This is a genomic window from Blastococcus colisei (genome assembly GCF_006717095.1).
In the GTDB taxonomy this organism is placed as follows: Bacteria; Actinomycetota; Actinomycetes; order Mycobacteriales; family Geodermatophilaceae; genus Blastococcus_B; species Blastococcus_B colisei.
On sequence record NZ_VFQE01000002.1, the window covers coordinates 330,327 to 344,756 of the forward strand.

The 14,430-nt window shown below is 74.0% G+C and carries 14 protein-coding genes and 1 tRNA gene; 9 read left to right on the top strand and 6 right to left on the bottom strand.

The window, feature by feature from the left end; all coding sequences use genetic code 11:
* Positions 1-54 precede the first annotated feature (54 nt).
* Both FHU33_RS21055 and FHU33_RS21060 read right to left on the bottom strand, forming a co-directional pair.
* Positions 55-1,353 carry an MFS transporter gene (locus FHU33_RS21055; RefSeq protein ID WP_142027556.1) on the bottom strand — a complete coding sequence of 433 codons (1,299 nt, stop codon included), beginning with the start codon at positions 1,351-1,353 and terminating at the stop codon, positions 55-57.
* Entirely contained in the window at positions 1,350-2,714 is a 1,365-nt protein-coding gene (locus tag FHU33_RS21060; protein WP_142027557.1) for an MBL fold metallo-hydrolase, read from the bottom strand. Before FHU33_RS21060 ends, FHU33_RS21055 begins: the two co-directional genes overlap by 4 nt.
* Positions 2,715-2,776: 62 nt before the next feature.
* Here FHU33_RS21060 and FHU33_RS21065 point away from each other — a divergent pair, with 62 nt between their 5' ends.
* From FHU33_RS21065 to FHU33_RS26340, 4 genes are read left to right on the top strand one after another with little or no spacing between them, the layout of a single operon-like run.
* Positions 2,777-3,445, top strand: coding sequence for an ArsR/SmtB family transcription factor (locus tag FHU33_RS21065; RefSeq protein ID WP_142027558.1), 669 nt, complete (start codon positions 2,777-2,779; stop codon positions 3,443-3,445).
* Positions 3,442-3,981: an MFS transporter gene (locus FHU33_RS25550; protein ID WP_211355310.1), complete on the top strand. Its 540-nt coding sequence runs from the start codon at positions 3,442-3,444 to the stop codon at positions 3,979-3,981. Before FHU33_RS21065 ends, FHU33_RS25550 begins: the two co-directional genes overlap by 4 nt.
* Entirely contained in the window at positions 3,978-4,220 is a 243-nt protein-coding gene (locus tag FHU33_RS25555) for a hypothetical protein (protein ID WP_211355311.1), read from the top strand. Before FHU33_RS25550 ends, FHU33_RS25555 begins: the two co-directional genes overlap by 4 nt.
* Positions 4,217-4,345, top strand: a complete 129-nt coding sequence (locus FHU33_RS26340) for a hypothetical protein (protein WP_281281691.1) — start codon at positions 4,217-4,219, stop codon at positions 4,343-4,345. Before FHU33_RS25555 ends, FHU33_RS26340 begins: the two co-directional genes overlap by 4 nt.
* A gap of 594 nt (positions 4,346-4,939) precedes the next feature.
* On the opposite strand, the gene FHU33_RS21075 is transcribed toward FHU33_RS26340, so the two are convergent.
* Positions 4,940-5,012 (bottom strand) — tRNA-Arg (locus tag FHU33_RS21075).
* Positions 5,013-5,199: 187 nt separating this feature from the next.
* On the opposite strand from FHU33_RS21075, the gene FHU33_RS21080 reads away from it, so the two are divergent.
* The 4 genes from FHU33_RS21080 (at position 5,200) to FHU33_RS21095 (ending at position 8,655) form a co-directional block, all read left to right on the top strand.
* Entirely contained in the window at positions 5,200-5,514 is a 315-nt protein-coding gene (locus FHU33_RS21080; RefSeq protein WP_246064071.1) for a GNAT family N-acetyltransferase, read from the top strand.
* A gap of 36 nt (positions 5,515-5,550) precedes the next feature.
* Positions 5,551-6,921, top strand: a complete 1,371-nt coding sequence (locus tag FHU33_RS21085; RefSeq protein WP_142027560.1) for a cryptochrome/photolyase family protein — start codon at positions 5,551-5,553, stop codon at positions 6,919-6,921.
* Positions 6,922-6,948: 27 nt separating this feature from the next.
* Positions 6,949-7,758, top strand: coding sequence for an Fpg/Nei family DNA glycosylase (locus FHU33_RS21090; protein WP_142027561.1), 810 nt, complete (start codon positions 6,949-6,951; stop codon positions 7,756-7,758).
* 84 nt (positions 7,759-7,842) lie between these two features.
* Positions 7,843-8,655 (top strand): glycoside hydrolase family 25 domain-containing protein, encoded by an 813-nt coding sequence (locus FHU33_RS21095; protein ID WP_142027562.1) that lies wholly within the window; start codon positions 7,843-7,845, stop codon positions 8,653-8,655.
* Between the two features lie 3 nt (positions 8,656-8,658).
* Here the strand turns inward: FHU33_RS21095 and FHU33_RS21100 are convergent, their stop codons facing one another.
* Positions 8,659-8,967, bottom strand: coding sequence for a putative quinol monooxygenase (locus FHU33_RS21100; RefSeq protein WP_142027563.1), 309 nt, complete (start codon positions 8,965-8,967; stop codon positions 8,659-8,661).
* An 85-nt stretch (positions 8,968-9,052) separates the two neighbouring features.
* Here FHU33_RS21100 and FHU33_RS21105 point away from each other — a divergent pair, with 85 nt between their 5' ends.
* Positions 9,053-10,483, top strand: a complete 1,431-nt coding sequence (locus FHU33_RS21105) for an FAD-dependent oxidoreductase (protein WP_142027564.1) — start codon at positions 9,053-9,055, stop codon at positions 10,481-10,483.
* Here FHU33_RS21105 and FHU33_RS21110 read toward each other — a convergent pair.
* Positions 10,480-11,547 (bottom strand): inositol monophosphatase family protein, encoded by a 1,068-nt coding sequence (locus FHU33_RS21110; protein WP_142027565.1) that lies wholly within the window; start codon positions 11,545-11,547, stop codon positions 10,480-10,482. The genes FHU33_RS21105 and FHU33_RS21110 overlap by 4 nt on opposite strands.
* Complete coding sequence (gene ppc, locus FHU33_RS21115) at positions 11,540-14,359, bottom strand: phosphoenolpyruvate carboxylase (RefSeq protein WP_142027566.1); 2,820 nt, start codon at positions 14,357-14,359, stop codon at positions 11,540-11,542. Before ppc ends, FHU33_RS21110 begins: the two co-directional genes overlap by 8 nt.
* Positions 14,360-14,430: the final 71 nt, after the last annotated feature.

The following is a 14,430-nucleotide window of genomic DNA, read 5'->3' on the forward strand; positions in this document are numbered from 1 at the left end:
TCGTCGAACATCCGGTCGCAGCCGCGGGGATCACAGCAGCCGGCCATGGCCGGACTATCCCACCGACCCGGTCGAACCCGAAGTTCTCGACGGACGTCCGTGCGTCTCGTACATCCGGACGGCGACGACGGCGGCTGAAACGGCACTGATTCCTGCGGCGGCCCAGACGGCGGCGTGCAGTCCCACCAGGTCGGCCACGATTCCGCCAACGACGGCGCCCACGGCGTAGCCGAGGTCGCGCCAGACCCGGTAGACCCCCACGGCCCGTCCCCGCCAGGCCGGATGCGCCACGTCACCGATCACCGCCAGCAGCGTGGGGTAGACCATCGCGGTGCCCGCTCCGAGCAGCACGGTGCCGAGGGCCCAGCCGGTGAACCCATCGGAGGCGGCGATCACGGCGAGGGCGGCGGCCTGGGTCGTCATGCCCGCGGTGATCAGGTGCTTGCGCCCGATTCGGTCCGACAGTGCGCCGGTGAGTAGCTGCCCAGCGCCCCACACCCCCGGGTAGAGAGCGAACAGCAGGCCGATCTGGCCGACCGGCAGGTCCGCAGTGGCGAACAGCAGGGGGAACAGGCCCCAGGACAGGCCGAAGTTGAGATTGTTCACCAGCCCCGCTTGGCTGGCCGACGACAGCGCGGGTTCGGTCAGGCTGATCTGGGCGAAGATCTGACGGTCGGTGAGATCGGCGTGCAGGTGGTCGTGGAGCCCGTCGGCGCGAGCGGTGTGCTGGCCGGCCTCGAAGCGGGCGTGGCCGCGCGTCTCCTTGATGAACGCACCGGACAGCAGCAGGGCCAGGGCGGTGTAGGCGAGGCCGAGCAGAAACGGCGCCGGTCGCAGGCCGTACTGCTCGGCCAGATAGCCGGCGAGCAAGGAGGTGACCGCGACCGCGCCGTAGCCGGCTGCCTCGTTCAGTCCCATCGCCAGGCCGCGCTGCCGTGGGCCGACCAGGTCGATCTTCATCACCACGGTGGTGGACCAGGTCAGTCCCTGGTTGATGCCGAGCAGCACGTTCGCGGCCACGACCCAGCCCCAGTTCGGGGCGGCGATCAGCATCAGCGGTACCGGGATGGCGAACAGCCATCCCACCAGCAGCACGGGTTTGCGGCCGTAGCGGTCGGAGAAGGTGCCGGCGAACCAGTTCGCGGCAGCCTTCGTGATCCCGAAGGCTGCGACGTAGGTGAAGATGAACGTGTAGCCGGTCAGGCCGAACTCGTCCGTGGCGAGCAGTGGCAGCACCGTCTGCTGCTGGCCGACCATCCCGCCGACCAGGGCGTTGACCGCGACCAGCAGCGCGAACTGTGCGGCGTTGGCGCGCAGGCCCAGCCGGATCGGCGCCGACGTGCCCGGAGTCACGAGTCGGACACCAGTGGCCGGCCCGTCCCGCGCACCCAGTCCTCGGGGCCGCCGATCAGGATGGCGAGGTCGCGGTGCCCAGCACACTCGAGCAGGCTGGCCGCACCAGCGGCGCGCTCCCCGTGGCCGCACATCACCACCGTCGGGCCTCCGTCGAGCCGGCCGGCGACGCCGGCCAGCGCCCCGAGCTCGATGTGCTCGGCGCCGGGCAGGTGGCCGGCGGCGAACTCCGCGTCCTGCCGGATGTCCAGCACCCGGCGCCCGGCCAGCTGGTCCGGCCCGACCAGCGCGGTGCGGGCGACTAGGCGCCCCGCGGCGGCCCAGGCGCCCATGCCGCCCTCGAGCACGCCGACCAGCTGCTCGTAGCCGATCTTCACCGCCTGCCACACGGCGTCGGTGAGGTCCTGATCGGGGTTGGCGACCAGCACCACCGGCCGATCGGGGTCGGCGAGCCAGCCCAGCCAGCTGGCGAACTGGTCGCGCAGCGGGATCGACAGCGCGCCGGGCACGTGCGCGGCGGCGTAGTCGGGCACCGGCCGCACGTCGACGATCAGCGCGCCGTCGCCGACCAGCCGGTCGACGTCGCTCACCGGCAGCGGAGCCAGCCGGCCGGTCCCGGCGGTGTCCAGCAGGTCCGGACCGCGGCGGTTGATCTCGCCGAGCCGGTCGAAGTACGCCGGATAGGAGCCGAGGCTGGCCAGCAGCTGGGCGACGAAGGCGTCCTCGTCGGCGGCGGTCAGCAGCGGATTGGTCGCCTTCTCCGCACCGATGGTGCTGCTGCGGGCCGCGCCGGGCGGCGCGGAGCAGAACGAGCCGGCGCCGTGCGTGGGCCACACCGCCACGTCGTCGGGCAGCGTGGCCAGCCGGCGCAGCGACGCGTACTGGGCGCGGGCCAGTTCCTCGGTGCGGTCGGGGTCGACCAGGTCGGTGCGGGCTGCGGCGCCGACGATCAGCGATCCGCCGGTGAACACGCCGAGCGGGCGGTCGCCGTCGGCGAGCAGGTAGGACAGGTGCTCGTCGGTGTGCCCCGGCGTGCCGACCGCGCGCAGCGTCAGCCCGCCGAGGTCGACCTCGTCGCCGTCGGCCAGCCCGCGGTGGCCGAACTCGCGGTGCCCGGCGGCCGAGGCGAGCACCTGCGCGCCCTCGTCGTGGGCCAGCTGCACCGCCCCGGTGAGGAAGTCGGCGTGCAGGTGGCTGTCGGCGGCGTAGGCGATGGTCAGCCGGCGCTTGTTCGCCGCGGCGTGCACCGCGCGCAGGTCGCGGGACGCGTCGACGACCAGCGCCCGGTCATCGCCCAGGTCGACCAGCCAGGTGGTGTTGCCCAAGCCGCCGTCGACGACGGGGACCAGTTCCGGTGCCATGCCTTGAACCATGTCGCGAGGTCGGTACAGTGTCAAGCAATCTCTTGAATAAGGAGGTCAGAGTGGGTACTCGGCAGGCCAAGGACACGCTGTTCGACGCGTTGGCGTCGGTGGCGAAGGCGTTGGGCAACGGCCGGCGCGCCGAGCTGGTCGACGTGCTCGCCCAGGGCGAGCGCAGCGTGGACGAGCTCGCCGGCGAGATCGGCCAGACGGTGGCCAACGCCAGCCAGCACCTGCAGGTGCTGCTGCGGGCCGGGCTGGTGCGCACCCGCCGGGACGGGCCCCGGGTGTTCTACTCGCTGGCCAGCGCGGACGTCGGCGCGCTGTGGCGGGCGATGCGGGAGGTCGCCGGCGCGCACGTGTCCCGGATCGACGAGCTCGCATCGGCCTACCTCGGCGACCGGTCGCAGCTGGCCACCATCGGCCGCGAGGAGCTGCTGGGACGGATGCGCGCCGGGGAGGTCATGGTCCTCGACGTGCGGCCACCGGCCGAGTACGCCGCCGGCCATCTGCCCGATGCGGTCAACGTGCCACCCGACGAGCTCGAGGCCCGGCTGGCCGAGCTGCCCGCCGGGCAGCCGGTCGTCGCCTATTGCCGCGGTCCGCTGTGCGCCTACGCCGACACCGCCGTCCGCGCGCTCACCGCAGCCGGGCGCCCGGCGCTGCGGCTGGTCGACGGGCTGCCCGAGTGGGCCGCCGCCGGCCTGCCCGTCACCCGGGCCACGGCATGACCGCCGCGCAACCGGCCAGCGCGGTCGTCGACGCCCCTGCGCTGCACCGCCGCAGCCTGCGGGTGCTCATGATCTCCCAGCTGCTCGGCGGAGCCGGCCTGGCGGCCGGCGTGACCGTCGGCGCACTGCTGGCCGAGGACATGCTCGGCTCCACCCAGTTGTCCGGGCTACCCGCCGGCCTGTTCACCCTCGGCTCGGCCGGCGCGGCGTTGCTGGTCGGGCAGCTCAGCCAGCGCTCGGGCCGACGCCCCGGGCTGGCCGCCGGCTACCTGGCCGGTGCTGTCGGGGGCGCCGGCGTCGTGGCGGCCGCCGCGCTGGACAACATCTGGCTGCTGCTGATCAGTCTGCTGGTCTACGGCGCGGGCACCGCCACCAACCTGCAGGCCCGCTACGCCGGCGCCGACCTCGCCCCGGCTGAGCACCGCGCGCGTCGATCAGCAGCATCCTGGTGGCCACCACCGTCGGCGCGGTCGCCGGGCCCAACCTCGTCGAGCCGACCGGCGACCTGGCCCTCGACCTGGGCCTGCCGACCTTGAGCGGGCCGTTCCTGCTCGCCACCGTCGCCTACGCCGCCGCCGGTGTTGTGCTGCTGACCTGGTTGCGACCCGACCCGCTGCTGACCGCCCGAACCCTGGCCGCGGCCGCAAGCGATCGGGCCGCCGGCGACCAGAACGCCGCCGCGACCGGGGATGCCGCCGGTGGCTGGGACGCCGCCGCGCTGCGGCTGGCACGACCGCGATGGTCCTCACCCAGGTGGTCATGGTCGCGGTCATGACGATGACCCCGATTCACATGCTCGACCATCACCACGGGCTGGCCGCCACCGGCCTGGTCATCGCCGTGCACATCGGTGCCATGTACTTACCCTCGCCGGTCACCGGCCGGCTCGCCGACCGGTGACCGGCCTGTACTCGCCGCCGGCGGCCTGGCCCTGCTCACCGCCGGTGGGCTCGCCGCCGGCGCGCCCGGCGGGTCGGTCGCGCTGCTCGCGCTCGCGCTGTCGCTGCTGGGGCTGGGCTGGAACCTCGGCCTGCTCGGTGGCACCACGTTGGTCACCGCCGCGGACCCGCTGGTCTCCCGTGCCCGCACCCAGGGCCGCGTCGACCTGGCCGTTGCGCTGGCCGGCGCGACCGGCGGCATGGCCAGCGGTGGCATTCGGCAGGGCGCATGGTCGACGCTGGCAGGTCGGGTTCTATTGGAGACCATTGACCGCGTTCGGCCGGTCGTCTACATGCAGGCCGGTCAGCATCGCTCATTCGGGCCGGAAGACGGCATTGCATGGCTGGGTCCGCACTACGCCGAACATCAAGACTTGCCGACTCCGACCCTGTGTTGCGACCTCGCGCGACGCGAAGTCGATCGAGAGAAGCACAAGGCTCCGTCCACACTGGAGCAGTTTTCCTCGGTGGTCGAGGAACACGAGCGCCACTACGGCCACCCGCGACCAGATCCGACGAGGACCTTCGCCAGATGTGTGACCTGCACTCTTGCTTGTGCCCCCGGCAGGATTCGAACCTGCGACACACGGTTTAGGAAACCGATGCTCTATCCCCTGAGCTACGGGGGCGGCGGCGTGGCGGGATGCGACCGCCGCGCCGATGCGGAGAGGCTATCCGGTGGCCCGGGGAACACACCGCACACCCGACTCGTCACCAGAAGTGAGACGAACCGACGCGTCCCGGGACTACCGTCCGGGTAGACGTCAGGGTCCGGCAACGGCGCCGGGGGAAAGACGGAAGGGCGAGGACATGGACATGCAGGTGGTGGACGTCCCCGAGAAGGGGCGCTTCGAGATCCGGCTCGACGACCGGGTGGTCGGTCTGGCCAGTTACCACGTCGACGGCACCACGATGACCCTCCCGCACACCGAGGTCGACCCGAGCGTCGGCGGTCGCGGCATCGGCACCACCCTGGTGGCCGGTGTCCTGGACGCCGCCCGTGAGCGCGGGCTCACCGTCCTCCCCTACTGCTCGTTCATCCGGCACTACATCCAGCAGCATCCCGAGCAGATGGACCTCGTCGCGGCCGACGACCGGCCGCACTTCGGCCTGGAGGCCGCCGCCCGCTGACCTGCGGTCGTCGCAGCGCCTGCCTACGCTCCGCAGGTGCCGACGTCGCTGCTGTGGTTCCGCCGCGACCTCCGACTCGGCGACCACCCCGCCCTGCTGGCCGCCGTCGACGACGCCGGCCCCGACGGGAACGTGCTCGCCGTCTTCGTCGTCGACCCGGCGCTGTGGCGGCCGGCGGGCGAACCGCGCCGGCAGTTCCTGCGCGACTGCCTGGCCGCCCTGCAGGAGTCGCTCGGCGGCGCGCTGGTGCTGCGGTCGGGCGACCCGTCCGCCGTCCTGCCGGCCCTCGTCCGCGGGGTCGGGGCGTCCTCCGTGCACGTCTCGGCGGACGCCGGACCGTACGGCCGCTGCCGCGACGCCGCCGTCGAGCAGGCCCTCGGCGACGTCCCCCTGGTCCGCACCGGCTCCCCCTACGCGGTGACCCCCGGCCGGCTGACGACGCAGGAGGGCACGCCCTTCCGGGTCTTCTCCCCGTTCGCCCGGGCCTGGCGGTCGCACGGCTGGCGGGCACCGGCGCCCCGGCCCGAGACGGTGCGCTGGCTGCTCGACGTCCCGTCGGACGCCCTGCCTCCAGGCCAGGACCTCGACGGCGTGCGGCTACCGCCCGCCGGGGAGGCCGCCGCGCTCGCTGCCTGGGAGCGGTTCCGGGACGACCTGCTGCCCGGCTACCCCGAGACCCGCAACCTGCCGGCCACGAACGGCACCAGCCGGCTCTCGGCCTACCTGAAGTACGGCTGCCTGCACCCGCGCACCCTGCTGGCCGACCTGGCCGACGAGGAGGAGGGGACCGAGGCGGTGCGGCGCTTCACCGACGAGCTGGCGTGGCGCGAGTTCTACGCCGACGTGGTGTGGCACCGGCCCGAGTCGACGCGCGAGCCGCTCGACCCCCGCACCGGCGCCATCGAGTACGACACCGGGCCCGAGGCCGACGCGCACTTCGCCGCGTGGGCCGAGGGCCGCACCGGATATCCGATCGTCGACGCGGGCATGCGCCAGCTGCTCGGCGAGGCCTACGTGCACAACCGGGTGCGGATGATCGTGGCCTCGTTCCTGGTGAAGGACCTGCACCTGGACTGGCGCCGCGGCGCCCGGCACTTCCTACAGCACCTGGTCGACGGCGATCTGGCCAGCAACAACCACGGGTGGCAGTGGGTCGCCGGGACCGGGACCGACGCGTCGCCGTACTACCGGGTGTTCAACCCGACGCGGCAGGGCCGTCAGTTCGATCCGGCCGGGGACTACGTGCGGCGCTGGGTGCCGGAGCTGCGCGACGTCGCCACCGCGCACGTGCACGAGCCGTGGACGGCCCCCGGCGGCGTACCGGCCGGCTATCCCGAGCCGGTCGTGGAGCACGCCGTCGAGCGGCAGGTCGCCCTCGCCCGCTACCAGGAGGTCCGGTCCTCGTGACCGCGGCCGGAATCCAGAGGACCCCCGGTGCCTGAGGGGCACACGCTCTACCGCCTCGCCCGCGAGCAGCAGCAGGTCTTCGCCGGGCGCCCGGTGCACGTCACGAGCCCGCAGGGACGCTTCGCCGCGGGCGCCGCCCTGCTCGACGGCCGGGTCCTGCAGGAGGTCGTCTCCTACGGCAAGCACCTGTTCGCCGACTTCGGCGCCGACGTCCTGCACGTGCACCTCGGCCTGTACGGGACATTCGTCGGCGGCAGCGGTGATCCGCCCCCGCCGAAGGGCGCCCTGCGCATGCGGTGGACCGCCGCCGGCCCCGACGGGGCCGGCGCCTGGACCGACCTGCGCGGCCCCACGGCGTGCGAGGTGCTGGCTCACCCCGAGGTGACGGCGATCCTGGGGCGGCTCGGCCCGGATCCGCTGCGGCCCCGGGCGGACGGCGGCCTCGCCCACCGCCGCATCGCGGGCAGCCGGACCGCGGTCGGTGCCCTGCTCATGGACCAGTCGGTGCTCGCCGGGGTCGGCAACGTCTACCGGGCCGAGCTGCTCTTCCGGCACCGGGTGTCCCCGTTCCGCCCGGGCCGCGCCGTCGATGCCCCGCTCTGGCAGGAGATGTGGGCGGACCTGGTCACGCTGCTGCGGTCGGGCGTGCGGTTGGGCCGCATCGTCACCACCCGTCCCGAGGACCGGATCCGACGCCGCGGCGCGGTGCAGCGCGACGACGCGCACTACGTGTACCGGCGCACCGGGCTGCCGTGCCGGGTCTGCGGGACCGGCATCCGCACCGAGGTGATGGTCGGGCGCAACCTGTACTGGTGCCCGGTCTGCCAGGCGGTCTGACTACTCCACACCGGCCGTCACCAGCGGTTACCCGATGGAGCGACTCCCCCCAGCACCGGCCGCCGCGCGTGTACGTTCGACCTGATGGCATCGTCAGCGTGGAGGGCTGCCGTCGTCGCCTTCGGGGCGATGGCGGTCGTGGTCGTGCCCGGAACCGCCTCGGCGGCGCCCACCGAGGTCGGCTACGACGTCTCCTACCCGCAGTGCGACACCGACCTGCCGCGCGATCGCGCCTTCGCCGTCGTCGGGGTCAACGGCGGCCTGTCCACCCGGGCCAACCCCTGCCTCCAGGAGCAGCTGACCTGGGCCTGGGAGTCCTCCGGGGAGGTGGAGGAGCAGCCGCCTGCCCAGGTGTATCTGAACACCGCCAACCCGGGACAGGTGATCGACCAGGTCACGACGTGGCCCACGAGCGGTTCGACGCCGTACGGCAGCTGCGACGGCACGAACTCGATGGCCTGCTCGTGGGAGTACGGCTGGGAGCGGGCGCAGAACAGCGTGCTGTCCTTCTTCACCCCCGCCGCGCGCGCGGCACGGCTCGACAGCCAGCCGGCCCGCTACGTCTGGTGGCTGGACGTCGAGACGATGAACACCTGGCAGTACGGCTCCGACGAGGCGCGCGCCCGTAACCGGGCGACGCTCGAGGGCATGACCGAGTACCTGCACTCCCGTGACGCGCGCGTCGGGGTCTACTCCACCGGGTACCAGTGGTCGCAGATCGTCGGCGAGGTCGACGACGACAGCGTGCTGGCCGACCTGGACAGCTGGCTCGCCGGCTCGGTGACCGACGAGCAGGCCGAAGCGGCCTGCGACGACGACCCGCTGGTGCCGGACGGCGAAGTGGTCCTCAGCCAGTACGTCCCCGACGACCTGGACCACAACGTCTCCTGCGACTGAGGACTACAACGCGCCCTTGTCGGCGTCCCCGGCCGGAACGGGCGTCAGCCGGCGCACGTCCAGCGGAGCGGCCAGCTTGTCGGCCAGCTCGCCGCCGAGCGTGCTGAGCGCCTCCGCGCGGCCGTGCACCTTCAGCGCCTCCAAGCTCTCCCAGCGCTCGACCATGACGAACGACCCGTCGCCCTCGTGCAGCGCGTACAGCTCGCACCCGGGCTCGGCGTGCACCTTCGGGACGGCGGCGAGGATCGCCTCCCGGACGGCGTCGACCTGGTCGGACTTCGGGGTGATGGTGGCGACGACGACGACGGACACGCAGGCCTCCTGGGCGGTGATTCGGGGCGGGCTCGGGCGATCACTTGGGCCCTGCTCTGGTGCAAAGGGCCCGGTCGGGGTCAGGATGCCAGTCGTGTCCGCCGACGGTTCGTCCCCTCCCCCGTCGGCACCTCCCCCGTCGACGGCGCATCCGCTCCGGGTCGCGGTCGTCGGCGCCGGGCCGGCGGGCATCTACGCCGCCGATGCGCTGACCCGCCAGGACGCCGTCCCGGTGGCCGTGGACCTGCTGGACCGGCTGCCGACGCCGTTCGGCCTGGTCCGGCACGGGATCGCCCCCGACCACCCGAAGATGCGGGCCATCCGGGACACCCTGCACCACAGCCTGGAGCACCCGCTGGTCCGGTTCGTGGGCAACGTCGACGTCGGCGTGGACATCTCGCTGGATGAGCTGCGGCAGCACGTGGACGCGGTCGTCTACACCTACGGCGCCTCGCTGGACCGGCAGCTCGGGATCGAGGGCGAGCAGCTGCCGGGCAGCCTCGCGGCCACCGACCTGGTCGCCTGGTACACCGGCCATCCCGACGCCGACCGGACGCGCGTGGAGCCGGCGCTGGCCGGCGTGCGGTCGGTCGTCGTCGTCGGCGTCGGGAACGTCGCCCTCGACGTCGCGCGGGTGCTGTCCCGGACGCCCGGGGAGCTCGAGCCGACCGACATGCCGCAGCACGTGCTCGACGTCCTCGCCGCCGCCCCCGTGGAGGAGGTCACCGTCCTCGGCCGCCGCGGCCCCGCGCAGGCCACCTTCACCACCCAGGAGCTGCGCGAGCTCGACGGGCTGGCCGACGCCACCGTGCTGGTCGAGCCCGCCGATCTCGAGCTCGACCCCGCCAGCGAGGAGCGGGCCGCCGCCGATCGGAACGTCAGCCGCAACCTCGCGGTGCTGCGCGGCTGGACCGACCACAGCGCCGCCGGCAGCCGGGTGCGGCTGCGGCTGCGCTTCTTCCGCCGGCCGGTGCGGCTGCTCGGCACCGACCGGGTGACCGGCGTCGAGGTGGAGCGCACGGCGGTCGACAGCGACGGCCGGGCCATGGGCACCGGCGAGCTGGAAGTCCTCCCCGCCGATCTCGTCGTCCGCTCGGTCGGCTACCGCGGCCTCCCGCTGCCGGGCCTGCCGGTGGACGAGCGGTCGGGCACCGTGCCGAACGAGGCGGGGCGGGTGCTGCGGAGCGGGGCGCCGTCCGGGGGCGAGTACGTGGCGGGATGGATCAAGCGCGGCCCGAGCGGCGTCGTCGGCCACAACAAGCACGACGCCCGGGAGACCATCGCGTCCCTCCTCGCCGACGCCGCCGACGGGGTGCTGCGCGCCGCCGGTCCCGTCGACGACCTCGTGGACACGCTGGTCACCCGTGGCGCACACCCCGTGCTGCTCGACGACTGGCGCGCGATCGACGCCGCCGAGACCGCGCTCGGCGCCACCCGTGGCCGGGCCCGGACGACGCTGCACGAACGGGAGTCCCTGATGGCGGCCGTGCGCGCGGCGGCCGCAGCTCCCCGTTAGGAGACCGCGCGCAACAGTTCGGCCGCGGCCTCGGCCGACGACGCCGCGACGAACCGCATCGTCGCGGCGGTGTCCGGCCGGAGCCGCACCTCGGCGCCGTCGGGGCCCAGCGCCACCCCACCCGCAGCAGCCAGGACCGCCAGACCGCCCGCGACGTCGTGCACGTGGGTGCCGGTGCGGTCGATGTCGTGCCAGGCGGCCGCCGACCCGTCGGCGACCAGACACAGTTCCACGGCGGTGCAGCCGGTCACCCGTACCCGGCGCGCCGGCCCGGGTACGGAGATCGACCCGCCCGGGGGTGCCGTGGGGACGACGACGGTGCTGCCCGGCCGCGGGGACACCGGCACCCCGTCCCGCCAGGCGCAGTTCCCGTCGGCCCACCAGCGGCGGCCGGACGACAGGTCGACCACGACGCCGGCGACGGCCCGCCCGGCCTGCACCAGACCGGCCGAGAACGCCCACGGCGGCAGCCCGGCGCGGAAGTTGCCGGTGCCGTCGAGCGGATCGAGCACCACCCACGGCTCGTCCTCGGGCACGTGCCCGTCGGTGCGCTCCTCGCTGAGCAGGGGCAGCCCGAGGTCCGCGAGCACCTCGGCCGCGGCCAGGTGTGCCGCCTCGTCCGCAGCCACGGACGGGCTGCCGTCGGCCTTGACCCGGTCCTCGCCGACGCCCCGGGCGAGGGCGACCGCCGTCTCGACGCGGGTGGCCGCGAGCGCGGCCAGGTGCAGGAACCGGTCGACGACCGGCGCGTCCGGGCGGGGCGCGGGAACCGGGAGAACACCCCGGCCGCCGGGCCGGTCCCGCACGCGGTCGCAGCCCCACGCGGCAGCGGTGGCGAGCACGGCCGGGGTGTCCGGGCCGATTCGCCCGGACGCCAGCAGCACCGCCTCGGAGAACCCGTCGGCCGTCCACTGTCGTCGCAGCAGCGCCGCCGAGTCCTCCCCCACGAGCAGCCGGTAGGCCGGATCGCTGATGGCGGGCGCGAGGGCGGCAGGCGCGAGCCCGAGAGAGGCCGCCGCCCGGACGAGCGCCGGGCCGCCGGTCGCGACGCGGTGGTCAGCCACTGTTGCGCAGGGCTGTCGCGATGCCGTTGATCGTCAGGTGGATGTTCCGGCTGGTCAGCTCGTCGTCCTCACCGGCGCGGCGGCGGCGCAGCATCTCCACCTGCAGATGGTGCAACGGCTCCAGGTAGGGGAAGCGGTTGCGGATCGACCGGGCCAGCGACGGGTTGTCGGCCAGCAGGTGGTCGTCACCGGTGATCGCCAGGACCATCCGGCAGGTGCGCTCGTGCTCGGCGGTGATCTGGTCGAAGACGCGGGTGCGCAGCTCCGCGTCGGGCACCAGCTCCGCGTAGCGCGCGGCCAGGCCGAGGTCGGTCTTGGCCAGCACCATGCCCATGTTGGACAGCACCGTCCGGAAGAACGGCCAGGTGCGGTGCAGCTCCTGCAACCGCGCCAGCCGCTCGTCGTCCCCGTCCACCCAGGACTCCAGCGCCGACCCGGTGCCGTACCAGCCGGGCAGCATGATCCGGGCCTGCGACCAGCTGAACACCCAGGGGATCGCGCGCAGGTCCGCGATGGAGTTCCCGGCCTTGCGCGACGGCGGCCGGCTGCCGATGTTGAGCTCGCCGAGCTCGCTGATGGGGGTGGCCGCGCGGAACCACTCGACGAAGCCGGGCGTCTCGTGCACCAGCGCCCGGTAGGCCTGCTGGGCCCGGGCGGCCAGGTCGTCGAGCAGCGCGTACGCGGGCTCGGCGTCGTCGCCGAGGCCCTCGAGGTCGAGGAGCGTCGACTCCAGCGTCGCGGCGACGAGGGCCTCGAGGTTGCGCCGGGCCAAATCGGGGTCGGCGTACTTGGCGGCGATGACCTCGCCCTGCTCGGTGATCCGCAGCGCCCCGGCGACCGCGCCCGGGGGCTGCGCGCGGACCGCCTCGTAGCTCGGCCCGCCACCACGGCCCACGGTTCCGCCGCGCCCGTGGAACAGCCGCAGCCGGATGCCCTCGGCGCGCGCGACCTCGACGAGGTCGAGCTCGGCCCGGTACAGCGCCCAGTTCGCGGCGAGATAGCCGCCGTCCTTGTTGCTGTCGCTGTAGCCGAGCATGACCTCCTGCTGGTCGCCCCGGGAGGCGACGAGCGAGCGGTACAGCGGCTGGGCGAGCATGGCCGACAGCGTCGTCCCGGCGGCCCTGAGGTCGTCGATGGTCTCGAACAGCGGCGAGATCCCGACCGAGCAGGTCGGCCCGGGGTGGGCGGGATCGGACGGGGCGCCGGGGTCGAGCAGGCCGACCTCCTTGAGCAGGACGGCGACCTCGAGGACGTCGCTCACCGACTCGCACATGCTGATGACGTAGTTCGGGACCGTCCGCGCCCCTAGCAGCGCGACCTGCTCGGCGGCCGCGATCAGCACGTCGAGCTCGCCCCGGGCGGTGTCGGAGAGCTCGGCGTCCGGCCGTACCAGCGGGCGGCGCAGGGTCAGCTCGCCGGCCAGCAGCTCGACGCGGGCCGCCTCGTCGAGAGCGGCGTAGTCCTCGCACACCCCGGCCCAGGCCAGCAGCTCGCCGACCACCTCCTCGTGGACTCCCGAGTTCTGCCGCATGTCCAGGCCGCAGAGGTGGAAGCCGAACACCTCGACGGCTTCGCGCAGCCGCAGCAGCCGGTCATCGGCCAGCGGTCCGGCACCGTGGCTGCGCAGCGAGGTGTCGATCACGTCCAGGTCGGCGCGCAGCTCGTCGGGCGACCCGTACGGCGGCAGCGGTGTGGTCGGCGCCGGCCCGGGGATCCGGCCGAGGACGCCGTGCGCGGTGCGGGCCAGCCGGCCCGAGATGCCGTTCAGCGCCCTCCGGTAGGGCTCGTCGGCACGGAAGGGGGAGTCGTCCCGCGAGGCCTCCGCCAGGGAGTAGAGCGCCGGCGTGGGGGTGACCAGCCGGTCGGACATCGACAGCTCGTCGCGCAGCGCCACGAGCTCGTCGAGGTAGTGGGCCAGCGCCGTCTCGGCCTGCCGGGTGGTGGCCCGCCGCAGCGCATCGGCGGTGACGAAGGGGTTGCCGTCGCGGTCGCCACCGATCCAGGAGCCGGGCAGCAGCATCGGCCGGCGCAGCAGGCCGGCGTCCGGCCAGCGCTCGTCGAGCGCACGCCGCAGTTCGGCGTTGATGGCGGGGACGACCTCGAACAGCGACAGGTCGTAGTAGCGCAGCGCCTCGTCGATCTCGTCCTGCAGGCGCAGCCGGGACAGCCGCAGCAGCGCCGTCTGCCAGAGCGTGAGCACCGAGCGCCACAGCTGCGCCGACCACCGGTCGTCGTCGAGCTCGCCTCCGGCCGCACGGTCGCGTTGCCGGACGAGCTCGGCGATGTGCCGCTGGACCTGCGAGATCGTCTTGCGCCGGACCTCGGTCGGGTGCGCGGTGACCACCGGGCAGACCAGGGCGCCGGTCAGCTCACGGGCCACGACGTCGGCCGTCAGGTCGGCCGCGTCGATCAGCGCCATGGACGCGGCCAGACTGCCGGCCTGCGGCGGTGAGCCCTCCCGGCGGTGGAACCGGCGGCGGCGCTCGTGGTGGATGTCCTCGGCCAGGTTGGCCAGCACCGAGAAGTGGCTGAACGCCCGGATCACGTGATTGGCCGCACGGACGTCCAGCCCCGCCAGCCGCTGCGCCAGCTCGGCCCGGTCCACCTCGGAGCGGCGGATCTTGAACGCCTCGACGCGGGTCGACTCGACGAGGTCCAGGACGTCCTGCCCGGCCTGGGAGCCGATCACCTCGCCGAGGACGCGGCCCAGCAGACGGATGTCGTCGCGGAGCGGGGCGTCGTCGGCCCGGTCGGCCCCTTCCGCGGAACCGGAGGAGCGGAGGTCGGCGACGTCGACAGTGGCTTCGGACACCCGCCGAGTATCCGGCCCGAAGGTGACGGGCTCATGTCCCCGGAACAGAAATGGCCATTTCTGCCGCACGA

Coding starts and splice junctions, on each gene's coding strand:
- FHU33_RS21080 (WP_246064071.1), top strand. CDS start 5,200: ATGCAGGTGGTGGACGTCCCCGAGAAGGGGCGCTTCGAGATCCGGCTC.
- FHU33_RS21060 (WP_142027557.1), bottom strand. CDS start 2,714: ATGGCACCGGAACTGGTCCCCGTCGTCGACGGCGGCTTGGGCAACACC.
- FHU33_RS21105 (WP_142027564.1), top strand. CDS start 9,053: ATGCCAGTCGTGTCCGCCGACGGTTCGTCCCCTCCCCCGTCGGCACCT.
- FHU33_RS21095 (WP_142027562.1), top strand. CDS start 7,843: ATGGCATCGTCAGCGTGGAGGGCTGCCGTCGTCGCCTTCGGGGCGATG.
- FHU33_RS26340 (WP_281281691.1), top strand. CDS start 4,217: ATGACGATGACCCCGATTCACATGCTCGACCATCACCACGGGCTGGCC.
- FHU33_RS25550 (WP_211355310.1), top strand. CDS start 3,442: ATGACCGCCGCGCAACCGGCCAGCGCGGTCGTCGACGCCCCTGCGCTG.